The following is a 17,270-nucleotide window of genomic DNA, read 5'->3' on the forward strand; positions in this document are numbered from 1 at the left end:
ATCACTAGGAATTTTAATGACATTTTATTTAGATTAAGTAACTTGCCAAATCGCATCTTCTATATAAGTAGATTCATCTGCTTGATATGGATCGTCTGGTCGCTGTATAGTGGGCGTTAAAATCTCAAACGGACAAATGTCTCTTAAGTTTTCAAGCAAAATTCCGCTATGAGCGCCATGTCCCAACCAAGTTCTTAAGGTGTAGGAACCCATATACAGCCTAAATTTTGGAACCTCACACCGAACAATAAATGTTCCCTTCTCCCGACAAAATGGAGCTTGATGAGCTTCAAAAAAATAGAAGGCACAAATAGGTTGTTCAAAAGCGCTAATAACTTGGAAGGAAAAACGCAAGTTTTCGTGAGGGTTAGTGATGTGAAGTGCAAACTCAAAAGTTATTGGCTTACCCCAATCGTGAAGTCCATGCTCTTGAGAGGTATGAACTTTTGCCCAAGCTATATGGTTGCCAGTTTTGTTTACAGGAGGTTGGTAATAGGCTTGTAACTCAGAATTATCTTTTTGCCCAGCTAGATATAATTGCACAGCTTTGCTAGTATCACCATCAAACTGAACGCTACCCTTAGAAAGTAGTATGCATCGTTTGGTGAGTTGGGCGATCGCTTGCATACTATGACTGACAAATAAAACTGTTCGTCCTTCTTTAGTCCCGACATCACCCATTTTGCCCAAGCACTTCTTTTGAAATGCTGAATCACCTACAGCCAAAACTTCATCGACAATTAAAATCTCTGGCTCTAAATGGGCTGCAACAGAAAAAGCAAGGCGGACATACATTCCTGAAGAATAGCGCTTGACTGGGGTATCTAAAAACTTCTCAATCTCAGCAAAGGCAACTATTTCATCAAATTTCTTCTTAATTTCGACTCTACTCATCCCCAGAACGGAACCATTGAGATAAATGTTCTCACGTCCCGTAAGTTCTGGATGAAATCCCGTTCCTACTTCTAATAAGCTTGCTACCCGCCCTTTAATGGCGACACGTCCCCTTGTCGGTTCGGTAATCCGACTCAGAACTTTCAACAGTGTGGATTTACCAGCGCCGTTGCGCCCAATAACACCAATAGCTTCGCCCTGCTGAATCTCAAAGGAAACATCTTTTAATGCCCAAAATTCTTCCCGTGTTGGGCTGGGCATTTTTTTGCCCCCAGGTTTAATAAATGTTTTGGCGAAAGATTTAGCACTATCAGCAATTACATCCCGCAGCGCTTTGTAGCGAATTCCTTCTTCCTGCTGGTGAGCAATAATATATTTTTTGCTTAAATTTTCTACACTAATCATATTCTCAGACATCTGCACAGATCCTTGCTAAATTACGTCAGCAAATGTCCGTTCCATTTTGCGGAAGTACCAAATGCCACTTACTAGTAACAGGGCAACTAGTCCTAAAGATAGGGTGAATCCAGTCCAGTAAAGTTTGGACTCTCCGCCCAAAATTGCCCAGCGAAAGCCATCAATCACGCCTACCATTGGGTTTAAATAGTAGAGCAAACGCCATTGCTCGGGCACAATGCTGCTACTAAAACCTACGGGCGATATGTATAGACCAAACTGCACAATAAACGGCACAATATAGCGAAAGTCTCGATATTCCACATTCAAAGCTGCCAACCACAAACCCACTCCTAGTGAGGCAGCAAAGGCAATGCTAATAAATAACGGTAATGATAATATCCGCCAACTGGGAACATAATTATACCAAGCCATCAGCCCTAAGAGGATCATCCCAGAAACGAGAAAGTCCACAAAGCTCACAATCACAGAACTAGCAGGCACAATCAGCCGGGGAAAATACACTTTAGAAATCAAGTTGGCATTACTAATTAGGCTGTTACTACACTCAGTTAGGGCACTGGCAAAAAACTGCCAAGGTAGCAACCCAGCAAATACCAGTATTGGATAAGGTGCTGTCCCTTCTGAAGGTAATTTCGCCAAGTTTCCAAAGATGACGGTGAAAACGAGCATTGTTAAAAATGGTCGAATCAGTGCCCAGAGCATACCAATGACTGTTTGCTTGTAGCGTACTAAAATATCACGCCAGGACAGAAAATAAAATAGCTCTCGATAGCGCCATAGGTCTTTCCAATACTGCTGCTCTGTTTGTCCAGCTTCAATTATCAGCTCTGGCTTTGACGTAATTCTGTTATTACTCATAATATTGATTAAAGACCACGCTTTTGAGCGTTAATTGACAAACTGAAAATCTTTGATGCTGTGATAGTTTAGTACTCTTGATTGCCTGCGAGTAAATTCTCCCACGGAAGGGTTTCCCTGAGGATCGATCGCTCCTGTTACGTGCTGCCAAAGTTCTTGTGGCGCTATAGCAACTTTATAGGTGCGTTCGTCTGTCTTACAGACGTGATACCACTTTGTCTGCTGGCACTCGTCGCACCAAAAGGACTCCAGCCACTCTCCTTCCAGGGAAACTGCGGTTTGGCTTGCTACTAGCATTAATGCACTACGGCGACTCATACCCCTCTCCTGCAACTGTCCTGCTTGATCGGCAAACAATTGATATTTTTGACTCCTGCTTTCCAGGTAGCAGCCATGAATTGGACAGTAGATACCTCGTCGTTTTGAACGTTTCCGATTTCGGTCACACCTTCTCTGCAATTCGACCTCCCACTTGAGTAAGTATACAGAAAATTCTGGAAGGTTACGTTGGAGGAACTGAGATCAAAAAGACCATCAAAGCTCGTCTCCTAAAGTTAAAAAACTAAATACTATTTAATTACAGTAAGCTCATTTACAAAGATTCTTAAATCAGCAATTTATTTTTTGTAATGTGGCAACAAGTTTAACTTATTATCAGACAACATATTACCTAAATTTTTTATTTAAGTGGTTATTTATCACTGTCAATCTGTCTTAGAGCATAACATACTCGAGCGACTTTATATTATCTTAATCAACCTCATTACAATAGGAACACAAAACTCTTTTTGACCTCATTTTTAGGAGTTTAAGCATGAGAATAAGTAAGGCTGATAAATTATTTATCATCTATAAGCCTAACTTCTAGCTCTTATTATGGAACTGTTGTGTGAATTATTTTCAGCTTTAATGATGCATTAAAAACAATCCTCCAAAAGCTAATTTTTTAGTGAATATCCAAGAGTTTTATTTAAGCAAGGCGTGAATCAAGCTTAAATAAAAAGTAAATATTTCTGGGAAAAACAAACAGTATTTTATATTTTGCCTATTGTTGCAGTGTTTACATATTCAGAAAGTACTGCCAAACTTAAAATAGATGGCAAATACTTACCATCAACGTGCGAGCTTGAACTGACCTTGCTAATAATATCTCCCTGGAAGCAGAGGCAGGAAGAAAGGGCAAAGCAGAATAATTTGTAGCCTGCATTTTTGAGGATTGGTATGAGGCTAAAAGCCTTTGGAGCCTACACCAATCTGTATCAATTAGTTCTCAAAGAACTATTTTGTATGGCTTTGAGGCATAGCGATCGCATCATCTGATAAGATTGCTTGCTGCAAGACATCAAGGTATTGTTGAGAGATAATCTTGGGTGTGAAATGCGATCGCAAGTACTGACAACCTGCCTTGCCCATACGCTCCCCTAATTGCTGATCGCGACTGAGTAAGCGAATAAATTGAGCTAAAGCATGACTATCTCCGTTGTCAAATGTGCCACCGCACTCAGCTTCAGCAATCATTTCTCTCAAGTATGAATACTGCGAACAAATTACCGCTATCGGTCGCCCTGATGCTAAAGCTGAGTAAAGCTTGCTCGGAACGACTAAACTTTCGGTGGATGCATCCACGCTCACTAGTGAGAGATCGCAAGCCGTTAATGAATAAGGCAGCACCTCTTTGTCTTGATATGGGAGAAATGTAAAATTCAAGAGTCCTAATTGATTCACTTGTTGAATCAATTCATCGCGTTTGGCTCCACCACCAATGCAGACAAACTGAATAGGCTCATCTTGCAGTTCTTGAGCAGCTTGGAGGATAGTTGCCATATCATGGCAGCGTCCCATATTTCCGGAGTAGAGTACGGTAAACTTGTTTACTAAGTTATGCTCCAACGCAAACCAATTTTCTTCCTTGGCAATTGGCACAATCAATTCCGGGTTTGCCCAACTGTGGATTACTGAAATTTTATCGGCTACTTGCGGGCAGTTTGCTAGCACTTTCTCTTTCATTGCTGGACTAAGCACTACGATTCCCTTCGCATTTAGCCAAACCTGTCTGTTAATAGCACGCCATAACCTTGCGATCCAGTTATGCTTTGAGATTACTCCCAGAGCGATCGCAATATCGGGATACAGGTCATAGAGAATGCAAACATAGGGAAGTCGAAACAATAGATGAGCTATGTAGCCAATTACTGGCAAAAAAGGCGGGGCTGTAGTGACTAACAATACATTGCTGCGTCGCCAAGCTCTGAGTAGATAGAGCATAGCACGTAAGGTATATAAGATCCCATTGACAGCTTTCCCACGAATTCGCCCTGGCCAAAGTTGGGCTGTGCGCGATCGCTGAACTCGGATTCTACCCATACGTTCAACTGCTAAAGCAGCCGTATGCGAGTCAAACGCATATCCTGGCTGACTTGTAAAAACCTCAATATTAACTCCTTGCTGCCCCAATTGTTTCACCAGTTCCTCAATCAGCTGTCCCGTAGGAGCATAGTCTGGTGGAAAAAATTGTGTGATCACAGACAATTTGATGGATTGCTGACTTTTCAGAGAATAGCCATTTTTTACATCTATCCGTGTCGAAATGGATTGCAAAAACTTTTGATTAATCCATTTATTAAGTCTCATCAGTTGTATCCTGCTCTATAATCTTGTTCAACACATTACTGAACTGCTCAAGCCATTAGTTACACACAAAAACTTGTCTTATTAAGAAATACTTTCAATATTCCTCGGGCAATATTGATTAATTTACTGGTATACATAGAGTCTCTTGACGGTCGCACATATATACGCTAAATGCAGTGCTAATTTTAGCCGCTTAAACATGTATGTGGATATATATACTCGTTTAATTTGTATACGCGATCTTTTGGGAACATGGGAACACAACAAAAAGCAAAAGTCTAAATGGCTACCATCATCTTACGATGTCTAATATTACTCTACAAGAATACCTTTTACAGACTTCTAAGCAGCTTTACTTGATGTATAGATAACTATAAAAGGTACTATCCACTGGCGTTGCCTAAAAAATTCGGAGTCTATGGTCATTGGGCTTTTGATATTTTGACTTAATTAATTGTAACTTTAGTAAGCAATATTTTTTACATATAAAATATTAAGTATTGTTTTAAATTCAATATCATATTTTACATGTAATTTCTTACAAGAATACCATGAGAAAACAATGTTTAAAATTTACCTAGCCACTTTACAAAAAATTTATTTTTTGAGAATGCACATAAACAAAAACTTCACAAACTAGTTACTTTGTTATAAATAAATTTTGGTAAGTGAAAATTTGTATATTTATTAAGTCTAAATTAGTACTTTTATGATGTTACTAGTAGGTCAAGTATTATAAGTATCAATTTTGTACACCGAACTAATCTTCAAATTTAAAATTGTATTAAATTTTACTCAATCAAGACATAGTAACGGTTTTGAGGATAAAAATTGACAACTCACCTAGTGATATTTAAATTACTTTGGCTACAATTGGGTAAAAGATTTCTCTTCTGCTTTATCCAAACGACACTTTGATGCAATTCGAGATTCCTTTTGACTTGACCTATGAAATGGAACTAAAAAAATGTATACTTAAAAACAAATATTTTATCATCATTGCTTACTCACCGAGAATTTGAGAGAGTGAAAAGCCTAAAATTATAACAGTTGAAACTAAGTAAGCGTTACCATAATAGAGGGTTAAAACTAACCTAGAGGATGTATTGATATTTACAAATTATCAAAATCTTGATTTCTGCTTCCCATTGATGACGCATTGTACTAACCAGCTTGCCAGTTTGGCGGCTAATAATAAACCTTTGTGTACTTGCTTCCTTAACTGGAAAGTACCGAAGCTATTAGACACATTAATTTTGTAGCGTAATTAATTAAGTATTTTTAAATAGATGGAGAATCATTCTTCTGAATCGTCAAGTTATGACAAGAATAGGAACTCTGTACCGCCATTTCTTCAGTCTCAACCTTTGCCGTGGTCACAAGAGGAAGCAAATGATTCGAGTTTCGCACAAATTCTGAGTGTTGTACGGCGACGAGCGTTAGTCATTGCAGGGGTAACTATTACTCTAACGACAGTTGTTTTTGCCAACTTGATACTAAACCCCGACTTACCAGTATATGAAGGCAATTTTCGCTTTTTAGTGGAACCTGTAAATGATGACTCGAAAGTAGTAGATATTGTCAAAGACCCTAATGTCAGCAAATCTGGTTTAGATTATCAAAGTCAAATTGAGGTTCTCAAAAGCCCTGAATTGATGGGAGAGATTGTAAAGCACTTACAAACTACCTATCCAGATATTAGCTACAGTTCGCTGATTGCAGATTTGACGATTTCTCGGTTTGCTGAAACCAAGATTATAGAAGTTCGTTATCGAAGTCACGATCCAAACCAAATTAAAATTGTACTCGACCAAATTGCTAAGGATTATTTAGATTATAGTCGAGAAAGGCGGCAAACCAAGTTACGCCAAGGAATTCTGTTCGTAGAAAAACAGCTGCCATCTATCCAAAATCGAGTCGATCAGCTTCAGAAAGAGCTGCAAACGTTCCGGCAAAAGTACGACTTTGTTGACCCAGAAGTCCAATCAGGACAGGTTGTTAGTCAAATCAGTAACTTGTCAAACGAACGACAAGCGGTCAATCGGCAATTGGCAGAAGCTCGCGCCAATCTATCTTTTCTACAGGGAAAAGATGGTAAGGTCGCAATGCTCAAGGATGCTGCTTTGTATCAACAGTTGTTGGCTCAATTGCAGCAAGTAGACGTTCAAATTGCAGCAGACTCAACTCGTTTGCAAGATACTAACCCAACCATCCAAACATTGAAGCAGAAACGAACAATGCTGTTACCCTTGCTAAACAAGGAAGCACAACGCTTTCTGAGTACAAAAATAGCAGAAGTAACGACTCAGCTTCAAACTCTAGAAGTGCAAAGTCAAGAGCTTGCTAAAGTAGAGCAAAAACTTGAACTACAGCGCAAGCAATGGCCAATTTTGGCACGACAATACACTGAACTACAGCGAAAATTAGAGGTGGCGACTGAGAGCCTGAATCGTTTTTTATCGACTCGCGAAAATCTCCAAATTCAGATATCTCAGACAGAACTTGGTTGGCAGTTGCTTGAGGCACCAAGTGAGCCGAAGTTTCCGATCTCAGATTCGAGCATCAAACGTTATTTAATACCAGGGTTGGTTGGGAGCATAGCTTTAGGAATTGCCATAGCCTTACTGCTGGAAAAGCTTGATAAGACCTACCATAGCGTTCAGGCACTCAAGGAAGAGGTCAAACTGCCGTTGTTAGGAAATATTCCATTTGAAAAACAAGTCGAAAGCACTCAAAACCAAGCAGCTAAAGGGAAAGTTCCCATAATAAAAATACCAAGTCCCATTTTAAAAGGCATTTATGGCTTAGGTGTCGTAGGAAAAAAAGACCATAGCAGCTATCGGACAAAATTTTTAGAAGCTTTGCGGGTACTTTATACAAATTTCCAATTGCTCAGTGGCGATCGCTCCATTACTTCTATAATTATTACCTCAGCTATGGTTGGCGATGGTAAATCTACTATTGCTTTTCATTTAGCTCAAGTAGCTACAGATATGGGGCAACGAGTACTACTTGTAGATGCTGATTTACGCCAACCCAACATTCACAACTTATCAAATTTAAATAACTCACGAGGATTAAGTAGTTTAATCTCAACAAATGCACCAATGAGTGATGCAATCCGAGAGCTACCCTCAATGAATCGACTATCTGTAATCACTGCTGGACCGATATCGTCCGACCCCACAAAGCTACTCTCATCTGAAAAGATGAAGCAACTAATGACAGATTTTCATAATACCTTTGACTTAGTAATTTATGACGCTCCACCTTTGTTGGAACTAGCTGATGTTAGCCTGCTAGCACCCCATACTGATGGCATGTTGCTAGTGGTAAGAATTGACAAAACAGACTCATCAATGATAAAGCAAACTTTAGAGCATCTAAAAACTTATCGTATGAATGTTTTAGGTATGGTTAGTAACGGTCAAAGGAGCAATATTAATGGTGATTAACCCAAGTTCCTAGTTACTGATTTAGGCGGTTTAAGACCACTGGCTATTGAGTACTTAGTATGCTAAATCAATGCAAGTTGGAGCTAAACTCACCCCAATCCTCCTTTATTGGGAGAATTGGGGAGAGAAAATGCTATGGGAACAAGTAATGATACTCACCGACATAAAATGCACGGGGTTTTCAATATATCCCTTATAGATTCTCTTGCCAAAATTAGCCGCCAATAGTTGTGCGTTCATGTACAGAAGGTGCGCTGGAACCATTACCCTCTGTCTGTCCAACTTTCGGGGTACTATGTAGTCGGAGGTCGGGCTGGGGTGGTTGTGGTTCTGGCCCCAGTGGTTGGGGATTTGCTACATACTGGAATTCACCTTTGCCATCCATTGATGGACCCTTCGCCCAGCGACCTTCGGCGCTTTCGGTTCCTTCTGAATGATTCCAGAACTGATAGGAAAACTCACGTTTCTCCAAGTCCAATGGGAAAGAACTGGGAACTGGAGTTTTTTCGAGTCCAGAACGTTCTAAATCTTCAATGGTTGCTAACCATAGGTTTTGATGCATCGTATCACGGGCAATCATGAAGCTCAAGGTATCTTTTACACCAGGATCGTCGGTCATCTCATACAGTCGTATTGCTTGCAAACGCCCTTGACTTTCTGCGTGCAGATTAGAGCGAAAGTCAGCCAACAGGTTACCGCTAGAAACAATAAAGCGACCATTCCAAGGATAGCCAACGCTATCAGATGGTGTCGCACCCAAACCAGAGACAATAGCGTGTTGGGGGTTCATCGCCGCCGCCATAATCACATCTCGTGGATTACTACCACCCATCACTGCACCCACAACCGCATCTTTTACACTTTCTTCTTGCATTTTGAGCGGTGCTTTATCGAGCAAATGGGCAATCATTGTAGCCAACATCTCAACATGGCCGATTTCCTCAGTACCAACATCTAGAAGCATATCCCGGTACTTGGCAGGCCCTCGACAATTCCAGCCTTGAAACAGGTACTGCATCATCACAGTCATTTCACCAAAAGTGCCACCAATGAGTTCTTGAATTTTCATTGCGTAAACCGGATCTGGTTTTTCTGGCGGCTTAAAATACTGTAGTTTCTTGGTGTGATAAAACATTTGGATTCCTTTTTAATTGCAGATAGTACAAACACAAAATCAAACTGTTGCCAAAGTTTTATTCGATATTTGTGTTGCCTCTCCTTATTTAGGAAACTAAGTAAATGTTTTATGTTCATCAGCCTATAGTTTGATAAAAATGTTATATAAATCCAGCATATTTAGAACTATAGATATATATAAAAAAACACAGATTAGAAATCATCTGTGTTTCTCCAAAGTTGAATTTTCAGTATCTAATTTTCATCCCGTCCGTGAACTTGAGCAGGAGGACTTGTTGCCTCAACAGCAGTGAATGGTTCTAGAATTTTGTATGTGTGGCTAGCTCCTTTTGGTACTACCCAAGAACTCCCTGGCTCTAGTAAGATATTTTGTCCTTCAATGTGCAATTCTGCACGACCATTGATTACATAACCAACAGTTTCATATTCCCGCGCCGTTGGATCTTTAGGTTCATTCGGTTGCTCATTTTCCCATAAACGCATAGAAATACTTTTACCAGATGCCAGATATTTTTGACCTAGTTGACCTTTAGGAGAATAAGCAGAGTCTATTTTTGTAACTGTTTTATCAGCCATATTTTCTCCCTTGAATAATGTACGGTATTTGTATCTGATTTGTGAATTTATTAAGTAGGCAATAGACAATATAAAATTGCCTATTGCCTATTCTGTTCCTTATCTGAAGTGTAGATAATTTTTTAGCACAATCAAATCAGATTGGTATATGAGTCAAAGAATTAGACTCAAAACTTGCTAAAATTCTAGTCTCTGTTTCTGACTGGTGTGTTAGGAGGATATTGATAATAACCTTCTGTATCTCTCTGTGATCTGCTAGTTCTGTCTGCGGCTTTGTTTTTTGTAGAATCAAAAAACTCTTTTGTAGCTCGAGGAGTTTTTTCATCCAAGTTAAGCTTTTCACGGACATTATCAGCAGCGTTTTTTAGCTTGTTCTGGGTGTTTCTAATTTGGTTATCGTTTCTAATGTCACCTTGTCCGTCTGGTACACCTTTATAATAAGTGCCCTCTGGAGTTATAACATCAGCTTGTGCTACATTACCGTAGCTAAAAGCTTGACCGAGTAAAAACATAAATCCTACCAGAAAAACCACAATCATCTGACGGATACGAATATTTTTTAGCCAAGAAATCAGTTGGTTCATAAAAATCCTTAATTGCATTATGTTGGGTGTGAAATTCACAAGGTTTGAGAACAACTTTAATAAAGTTGCCTTTCTTTCAAGAGGCGAAGCCACTATCTCTGCATTTCTAGGTTATTCCTAAGAAACAAGATTTTAAGAAAGTCTGTTTTTGTAGGGAAGCACGGCTGTGCTTCTCTACTAACGCTTATTTATATCGATACAGCAGCACCTGTAGTGGGCTTGGGAGGCTGAATTTGAGAGGCTGTCCGCGCCCGATACAACTCTAGTAATCGCTGTTCGTATCTCAATAAATCGTGGTAAATTTCTTTAAAAATAGCAGTTGCAACTGGGTCAGTGTACATTGCACACAAATTGCCAATATCCCCAATACCTGTTTGCACATCTCCCAAAGCAGAACGTAATTGATATATGTCGTCACTTCCTGTTAAGGCACTTTTCACTTTGGCATACTGATTAGCGATATTTGCCCCTAAAGAAGGTTTTTCACCTAATGCTTGAAGATATGTTTCTAGTTTTTCAATATGGCCTTGTTTCTTGCCAATCATTTCTTGAAAAACTAATTTTATTTCGGTATCAGATTCTTTTTCTGCGTACTTTTCTAAAGCTTCTAGCGAATAACGTTCACCAGCAAGGGCAGTATTTAAACCTCTGCCAATTTCACCTTTTGTTGAGCCACCCCAAGCATCAGCTAGTTTCCACCATTGAGCAGTTGTATCTTTTTCATTTGGCAATGCAGCATCTTTGCCACCATAACCCAAACGACTCAAAATAGCTGTGGTGAAAATTGCCAAATCTCCAGGTTCACGAGATGTAATCAAATTTCCATCTACTATTAAAGGTTCATCTGAATAATTTGCACCCGCATTAGTGATGTCTTTGCTAATAGCACTAAAGCCAGTAATTTGTTTACCTTTAAGTAAGTCGCCTTCAATCAAAACTTGTGGCCCGTGGCAAACCGCAGCGACCAATTTTCCTTGTTGTACAGCTTCTTGTACGAAACGTACTGTGTTGGGGTTGCGTCGCATTCTGTCGGGAGCCATACCGCCAGGAATCACTACTGCGTCGAATTCGGCTGCGATCGCTTCCGTTGTAGTACCATCAGCTTGTACGCTTAGCTTACCGCGTTTACCCTTGTATTTTTCATTCATCCGGGAACCAAGCACTACTACGTCCATTCCCGCTTGTTTTAGTCCATTATAAGGAACTGAAAATTCTACATCTTCCACTGCTTGTTCAATGAGGATAGCAACTTTTTTCTTACCAAAGTGATTGTTATTGTGAGCCATAATATGGTATTACCTGTTTATTTCGAGTATTTAACTAGCTAGTATTTTCATTGATGAGAACAATTAAACAACCAGGATTTCTCCTTTATATAATGTTTAAATTGTTCGCTATGCAGGTACTTCACCCGTTGATGAAGTAGCAAACAATTCTTCATAATCGTGAGACAAATGGGCGTGAAAAGCAGCAAAAGTTTCTGGCTTGACAGCATTTTGCAACACAGCAAATACAGCCCGGACATGAATTGCAGTAATAGTTGGTTCTGTATTTTCTTTTTGACTTGCACGGCTAATAAATTCTTGCAAGTTGAAAGAACGATCGCTATTTCCTTTTTGACCTCGCAAGAAATCGCCTAGTTGTTGAGGCAAGTTTGCAGCTAATTCTTCTGCTTCATCATGTGCTATCCGTTCTTTAAGAGTTTCTAATGTGGCACGGGTGGCACGTTCAGCTTCTTCACGAGAATCTGATTGAGCAAGAGTTTGTACATGTGTAATAAACTCGTTGTATTCCACTTTCTACCTCCGCTGTTCAAAATCTTGGAATGTTTTGTTGTTTAGCATTCAGGTAGTTAACAACATCAAAATGGGTAAATTAAAATCTAATTCTTGAATAATAAAAAATAGTTACAAGTTAGAAGTTGACTATCGAATAATTTCGGTTTCATCGCTCCTAACTCATAACTAAAAACTTCAACTACAAGTTGCTTGACCATGAATTTATATTTACCAATTTACGCTGCGATCGCTACTTTAGCTTCGTACTAAGGGGATAGATTATTTTATTACTAAAGCCATACATCTTTAGTAAGAGAACTTGGTAACGAGAAAACGTTATTGTAAAAGTGCAGAAAATAGCTAAGAATATGGCAAAAAAAAATCCCAATGACGAAATAAAAACTGATGATTTGCCGCAAGAAATTACTGAATCTTACGGTACTGGTGTGAAAGACTTGCCAGGATACAATATTGGTGGGCGATCCCTGCGAGACGAAAGACGCGAGTATACAGAAACTAGCCCCCAACTCACTGGTGGCGATGTTGATGCTTATTGGCAGGATGCAGATGCAGTTGGGGATGAAGCTGTTGGTGGTACTGTTGCGACTCCCGATCAAAATGTAACAGAAGATTTAGAAGCAGCAGTGGGCTTAGAAATGGACGATTTTGCGTTGCTGCGTACCAACGATATTTTAGAGGAACGTGACGACGCTCGCTGGGAGTTAGATCCGATGTCTTCCGAAGATTATCAACAACGAGAGTAAGCTGGGGACTGGGGACTGGGCATGAGGAATTGGGAGTGCTGAGTTAAGAATTAAGAATTATTCTCCTTGTCTTCTTTCTTGTCTTCCCATCTCCCCACTCCCCACTCTCCAGCGATGCACTGAGCTTGTCGTACCCCTACGGGGAAGCAAGCTACGCGGAGCGTCTCGTTCGCTCTTAGCGTCTCGTAGAGAAGAGAAGTGTCCCCAGTTCCTTTTACTTATTCTTTTTACACATCAATCCAGATACTACCTTCTTCCACACGAATCGGAAAAACTGGCAGTGTTTTTTCTTGTGAAACCAACGAGAGTACTTTACCTACACCAGGTGGCCAGGGACACCAATTTTTTACCTCACCAGTACTCAGGTCAAAACTACTGCGATGGAAAGAACAAACAATCGCTCCATCTTCAGTGAGTTTTGCACTTTTCAAAGGCAATTTTAAGTGGGGACAGACATTATCTACGGCATAAAGCTGATTTTCGTGATTCAAAAGTAGGATTTTTCGGTTGCCAACTTTTACCACTTGTCGGCTACCTGGCGATAGTGCTTCGGTTGCAAGAACTTTAGTCCAACTCATTAGGTTCTCCTTTCCTAATAGATCTGCTTTTAGTTTCCCGCAATTGTGACCAGTGCGATCGCTTTTTAGGAATGGGAAGGCGGAAGTGGAGAGTCGGAATAAAACTTAAACCTAAGATTTTCATTCACAGTATAAGCCGTATCTGGGTAGTCGCTAAATACGCCATCAATACCTAATTTGAAAAATAGCTCGTATTCTCCTTGGGGATTTCCTTGAAAGTCTAACGGTAAAAAGTGGTCTTCATTGCGGAAAGTCCAGGCATGAACCAGTAAATTAGATGCATGAGCATTGATAATTAAAGATGTTGGTGAGAGCAATTTACCAGTGCTGTCTCTAGAAACTAGTAGATTTTTATGAATTCCAATTGCCTGTGCATATTTAGCAATTTCTTCTAAACCTGAAGCAGTTACTAAATCTGCATATGTCTGATCATTGCTATTAACTACAAAATCATAAGGTTTACCAGTATTATTCAGCAATTGCACCAAAGGTAAATCAGTTTTTGTAGACAAATCTTGCAAATTACTCACTTCAAAAGACTGAATGAAAACAGGTGCATTGGCTCCTTGATAACCGTTTGCGGTTAAAGTTGCTAATAGGGCTGTTTCTAGGGGTAACCCAATAGATTTAAAGTAAGTCGGGTGCTTAGTTTCTGGATAAATTCCGATTTGACGATTAATTTTGGCGCTTTTCTCTTTGGCTAAATCGATGATTTCTTGGAATGTAGGAATTTCAAAGAATCCATCATAAAGAATATTTTGTGGGCGTAGTTGGGGAATTCGCTCTTTGGTTCGTAGTGTTTTCAGTTCTGCAAGGGTAAAGTCTTCGGTAAACCAACCTGTTTTTAATTCTCCATCAATTATTTTGGTGGTTTGATGGTGAGCAAATTCTGTATGTCTAGCAACATCAGTAGTTTCAGAAATTTCATTTTCGTGACGAGCAATTAAAACACCGTCTTTTGTGGAAACTAAATCTGGTTCAATATAGTCAGCCCCTAGTGCGATCGCTAATTCATAAGCAGCTAAAGTATGTTCTGGACGATAGCCACTAGCACCTCGATGTGCAATTATAATTGGGGGTTTATTTGTGAATCTTTTAATCACCTCAGTTTTAAAATCTTAATTTTTGTTTCGTCTGAACTTATCTCTATCTAATTCTTGATTTATATTCATAAATTTTAACTGAAAAAATTTATGTCTTCCTCACAAATCGATATATTTTCATATAACGCCAACTTTCTTCATTTTCTAAATCATATAAACTGCTCATTTCAGTTTTAAAATTATTCTTTAAATCCCAGTAAAATTCACGATTAACTATCAGAAATACTGTCTTGGAATTATTGGTAGCTGTGTTAATTTTTTCTCCTAAATTTTTTCCATTTATTTTTTCGAGAACATATGCTGGTAGATATAAAGTCGATGAATCTCCATAATACTTTAATAACCTATTCTGTCCCAGCAGTAATACAGATTTTCCAGATTCATCTCGATTTTTTACTAAATAATGAACGGCTGAACGATAGTCATCTTTTCCATATAGTGGATCTAAATAGTAATTAAAATTTGAATAAACATTCATAATTACCAAAAAAACAGTAGCTATTTTGGCAAATGTAGACAGGTTATCAAGTTTACTTTGAGGTTGATTTTGAGACTGATAATAATGCAAAAATGTTGACGGTATCAAAATGAAAAGCGGTATACATAAATAAAAAGAATGACGCGGTAACCAATTAATTTTAGTAACTAGAGCAAAGACAAAATTCAGTAAAAATGATGTGCCCAAAATCAATGCAAATAAATAATCAGCACGTTGATATTTTATTTTCTTGGAGTCACTAAATAAACTCTTCACTAAAGCTATAAAAATTACAGCAATAACAATAAAAAAGATTAGTAGATGAGGCCAGTAACCAAGTAAAATTTCTATTTTATTATCACCGCGTAATTCCTCCAGTGGTGGTCCATAGGATGTGCCGACTAATGTCCCGTAGACCACAAACATAATGTTCTGGAATATAGGTAATCCAGTACGAGTAACTGCTGTAGCTGTTGGATCAGATGCAGCAGGTGAAGACAAATAGAACCAAATCATTGGTGAGGAAAAAATTATTGAAGGTATCAACCATTTGATCCATTCTTTGAAGTTTTTATAAACGATAGCATGAGATATATAAAGGGCTGATGTAAACATTACTGTTAAGACACTGCCAAAAGTTGCTATGGCAGTAAAAATCCCAAAAAGCACTTTTGAAATGATTTTATTATTTTGGTCATCCTTGAGTGAATTACTAAAGAAATATATCTGGAGTGAAGCTATAAATATTAATAATGAGTAGGGTCTGGCATCTTGGCTATAGAATACGCTGAAAGAACTGACTGCTAAGATTAAGGAGGACCAAAATGCATGTTTTTTGCCATAAATATTTAGGCAAGTAAAGTACATAACAATTACTGAGCCAACTCCAAGCAAAGCTGACAGCGATCGAATGGCAAATTCACTATCCCCAAAAAATGAACGCCAATAGAACAATAACAAGTAGTAAAGTGGTTGGTATTTATCACCAGCTTCTCGGTTTACAATTTTATAGAGATTTTTTTGAAAACTTGTAGCATCAGATAAAGATAGGCTCCAACCTTCATCAAACCAAAGACTTTGATTTTGCAATAAGAAGAAACGGGTAAAAATGCTAATTGTAATAATTATAAAAAACACAAAATAATATTTTGGTTGTTTCATGTCCATCTCCAAAGCATTAATATACGCAGTATATAACTTTCCAATTCTCAAAATTCTATCTAGACTTGAGCAAGATATTAAAATAAATATCTCTCATTCCGAGTGAGAGTAATCCAATCTATCGAAGACCTTATCACATGAAGGAGTATTTTATTGTGTTAATTATTCTGTTAAACAGAATAACGTATCGTCAAATGATACTCAAAATAAATTGACTCCAGATTCTTGTAAGCATTTCTTATATGACGTTAAACCTTTAAAATCTTTAGCAGATGAGTAGGTATATTGCCATGAGTGAAAATACAGAAACGATTTTTAGTAAAATCATTCGTCGAGAAATTCCCACTGATATTGTATATGAGGATGATTTGGCGTTGGCATTTAAAGACATTCACCCCCAAGCGCCTATCCACATCCTCGTCATTCCCAAAAAACCTCTTGCCACACTAGCTGATGCTGAATCTCAGGATCATGCATTGTTGGGGCATCTTTTATTAACTGCCAAACGCGTTGCCCAAGAAGCTGGACTGAAAAATGGTTATCGAGTTGTCATCAACACAGGTGATGATGGCGGCCAAACAGTCTACCACTTACATCTACATATCTTGGGAGGACGGCAGTTAGATTGGCCTCCTGGTTAATAAAACCAGATGAATCGCACTTGGAAATGCGATTCATCCTTTAAACAAATCAGTACTATAATCAATACTGATTTAAAATTTCTTTACAAATCTTAATTTTGGTCTTAAGGTAGTAGCTATAGGTAAGTAAGTTCACTTACTGAAATCATAAATAACTAACCGCACTTATAAAACAATGACAGCAACCATTCAACGTCGCGAAAGCGCCAACG

The 17,270-nt window shown here is 38.7% G+C and carries 15 protein-coding genes; 3 read left to right on the forward strand and 12 right to left on the reverse strand.

Going from position 1 to position 17,270, the window contains the following annotated elements:
• Positions 1 to 33 precede the first annotated feature (33 nt).
• From ACM0OY_RS06960 to ACM0OY_RS06975, 4 genes are all read right to left on the reverse strand, one after another.
• Entirely contained in the window at positions 34 to 1,311 is a 1,278-nt protein-coding gene (locus ACM0OY_RS06960) for a polysaccharide ABC transporter ATP-binding protein (RefSeq protein WP_414568129.1), read from the reverse strand.
• A gap of 15 nt (positions 1,312 to 1,326) precedes the next feature.
• Positions 1,327 to 2,172, reverse strand: a complete 846-nt coding sequence (locus ACM0OY_RS06965) for an ABC transporter permease (protein ID WP_414568130.1) — start codon at positions 2,170 to 2,172, stop codon at positions 1,327 to 1,329.
• Between the two features lie 30 nt (positions 2,173 to 2,202).
• On the reverse strand, positions 2,203 to 2,631 hold the full coding sequence (locus tag ACM0OY_RS06970) for a hypothetical protein (RefSeq protein ID WP_414568131.1): 429 nt from the start codon (positions 2,629 to 2,631) through the stop codon (positions 2,203 to 2,205).
• 819 nt (positions 2,632 to 3,450) lie between these two features.
• On the reverse strand, positions 3,451 to 4,803 hold the full coding sequence (locus ACM0OY_RS06975; RefSeq protein ID WP_414568132.1) for a glycosyltransferase family 4 protein: 1,353 nt from the start codon (positions 4,801 to 4,803) through the stop codon (positions 3,451 to 3,453).
• A gap of 1,289 nt (positions 4,804 to 6,092) precedes the next feature.
• On the opposite strand from ACM0OY_RS06975, the gene ACM0OY_RS06980 reads away from it, so the two are divergent.
• Complete coding sequence (locus ACM0OY_RS06980; RefSeq protein WP_414568133.1) at positions 6,093 to 8,258, forward strand: GumC family protein; 2,166 nt, start codon at positions 6,093 to 6,095, stop codon at positions 8,256 to 8,258.
• Positions 8,259 to 8,472: 214 nt separating this feature from the next.
• On the opposite strand, the gene ACM0OY_RS06985 is transcribed toward ACM0OY_RS06980, so the two are convergent.
• The 5 genes from ACM0OY_RS06985 to ACM0OY_RS07005 all read right to left on the reverse strand — a co-directional run bounded on the left by ACM0OY_RS06985 (position 8,473) and on the right by ACM0OY_RS07005 (position 12,351).
• Positions 8,473 to 9,393 (reverse strand): manganese catalase family protein, encoded by a 921-nt coding sequence (locus tag ACM0OY_RS06985; RefSeq protein ID WP_414568134.1) that lies wholly within the window; start codon positions 9,391 to 9,393, stop codon positions 8,473 to 8,475.
• A gap of 236 nt (positions 9,394 to 9,629) precedes the next feature.
• Positions 9,630 to 9,971 carry a cupin domain-containing protein gene (locus ACM0OY_RS06990; RefSeq protein WP_414568135.1) on the reverse strand — a complete coding sequence of 114 codons (342 nt, stop codon included), beginning with the start codon at positions 9,969 to 9,971 and terminating at the stop codon, positions 9,630 to 9,632.
• Between the two features lie 185 nt (positions 9,972 to 10,156).
• On the reverse strand, positions 10,157 to 10,555 hold the full coding sequence (locus ACM0OY_RS06995; RefSeq protein WP_414568136.1) for a hypothetical protein: 399 nt from the start codon (positions 10,553 to 10,555) through the stop codon (positions 10,157 to 10,159).
• A gap of 188 nt (positions 10,556 to 10,743) precedes the next feature.
• Positions 10,744 to 11,841, reverse strand: a complete 1,098-nt coding sequence (locus ACM0OY_RS07000; protein ID WP_414568137.1) for a DJ-1/PfpI/YhbO family deglycase/protease — start codon at positions 11,839 to 11,841, stop codon at positions 10,744 to 10,746.
• Positions 11,842 to 11,949: 108 nt separating this feature from the next.
• Positions 11,950 to 12,351 (reverse strand): DUF2267 domain-containing protein, encoded by a 402-nt coding sequence (locus ACM0OY_RS07005; protein ID WP_414568138.1) that lies wholly within the window; start codon positions 12,349 to 12,351, stop codon positions 11,950 to 11,952.
• 350 nt (positions 12,352 to 12,701) lie between these two features.
• Here ACM0OY_RS07005 and ACM0OY_RS07010 point away from each other — a divergent pair, with 350 nt between their 5' ends.
• Positions 12,702 to 13,097, forward strand: coding sequence for a DUF6335 family protein (locus ACM0OY_RS07010; protein WP_414568139.1), 396 nt, complete (start codon positions 12,702 to 12,704; stop codon positions 13,095 to 13,097).
• 227 nt (positions 13,098 to 13,324) lie between these two features.
• Here the strand turns inward: ACM0OY_RS07010 and ACM0OY_RS07015 are convergent, their stop codons facing one another.
• From ACM0OY_RS07015 to ACM0OY_RS07025, 3 genes are all read right to left on the reverse strand, one after another.
• The gene (locus ACM0OY_RS07015) at positions 13,325 to 13,675 is read right to left on the reverse strand and encodes a Rieske (2Fe-2S) protein (RefSeq protein WP_414568140.1); all 351 of its coding nucleotides are present in this window, start codon (positions 13,673 to 13,675) and stop codon (positions 13,325 to 13,327) included.
• Positions 13,676 to 13,740: 65 nt separating this feature from the next.
• On the reverse strand, positions 13,741 to 14,778 hold the full coding sequence (locus ACM0OY_RS07020) for a glycerophosphodiester phosphodiesterase (RefSeq protein ID WP_414568141.1): 1,038 nt from the start codon (positions 14,776 to 14,778) through the stop codon (positions 13,741 to 13,743).
• 88 nt (positions 14,779 to 14,866) lie between these two features.
• The gene (locus ACM0OY_RS07025) at positions 14,867 to 16,417 is read right to left on the reverse strand and encodes a glycosyltransferase family 39 protein (RefSeq protein WP_414568142.1); all 1,551 of its coding nucleotides are present in this window, start codon (positions 16,415 to 16,417) and stop codon (positions 14,867 to 14,869) included.
• A gap of 290 nt (positions 16,418 to 16,707) precedes the next feature.
• Here ACM0OY_RS07025 and ACM0OY_RS07030 point away from each other — a divergent pair, with 290 nt between their 5' ends.
• A complete protein-coding gene (locus tag ACM0OY_RS07030) occupies positions 16,708 to 17,058 on the forward strand; it encodes a histidine triad nucleotide-binding protein (RefSeq protein WP_414568143.1) in 351 nt (116 codons plus the stop codon).
• The last annotated feature ends 212 nt before the right edge of the window (positions 17,059 to 17,270 follow it).

The sequence above is a fragment of the Nostoc sp. CCY 9925 genome (assembly GCF_963920935.1).
In the GTDB taxonomy this organism is placed as follows: domain Bacteria; phylum Cyanobacteriota; class Cyanobacteriia; order Cyanobacteriales; family Nostocaceae; genus Nostoc.

What these genes read in the sequence shown, in the direction of transcription:
- ACM0OY_RS06960 (WP_414568129.1), bottom strand. Translation starts at nt 1,311, where the DNA reads ATGTCTGAGAATATGATTAGTGTAGAAAATTTAAGCAAAAAATATATT.
- ACM0OY_RS06965 (WP_414568130.1), bottom strand. Translation starts at nt 2,172, where the DNA reads ATGAGTAATAACAGAATTACGTCAAAGCCAGAGCTGATAATTGAAGCT.
- ACM0OY_RS06975 (WP_414568132.1), bottom strand. Translation starts at nt 4,803, where the DNA reads ATGAGACTTAATAAATGGATTAATCAAAAGTTTTTGCAATCCATTTCG.
- ACM0OY_RS06980 (WP_414568133.1), top strand. Translation starts at nt 6,093, where the DNA reads ATGGAGAATCATTCTTCTGAATCGTCAAGTTATGACAAGAATAGGAAC.
- ACM0OY_RS06985 (WP_414568134.1), bottom strand. Translation starts at nt 9,393, where the DNA reads ATGTTTTATCACACCAAGAAACTACAGTATTTTAAGCCGCCAGAAAAA.
- ACM0OY_RS06990 (WP_414568135.1), bottom strand. Translation starts at nt 9,971, where the DNA reads ATGGCTGATAAAACAGTTACAAAAATAGACTCTGCTTATTCTCCTAAA.
- ACM0OY_RS06995 (WP_414568136.1), bottom strand. Translation starts at nt 10,555, where the DNA reads ATGAACCAACTGATTTCTTGGCTAAAAAATATTCGTATCCGTCAGATG.
- ACM0OY_RS07000 (WP_414568137.1), bottom strand. Translation starts at nt 11,841, where the DNA reads ATGGCTCACAATAACAATCACTTTGGTAAGAAAAAAGTTGCTATCCTC.
- ACM0OY_RS07010 (WP_414568139.1), top strand. Translation starts at nt 12,702, where the DNA reads ATGGCAAAAAAAAATCCCAATGACGAAATAAAAACTGATGATTTGCCG.
- ACM0OY_RS07015 (WP_414568140.1), bottom strand. Translation starts at nt 13,675, where the DNA reads ATGAGTTGGACTAAAGTTCTTGCAACCGAAGCACTATCGCCAGGTAGC.
- ACM0OY_RS07025 (WP_414568142.1), bottom strand. Translation starts at nt 16,417, where the DNA reads ATGAAACAACCAAAATATTATTTTGTGTTTTTTATAATTATTACAATT.
- ACM0OY_RS07030 (WP_414568143.1), top strand. Translation starts at nt 16,708, where the DNA reads ATGAGTGAAAATACAGAAACGATTTTTAGTAAAATCATTCGTCGAGAA.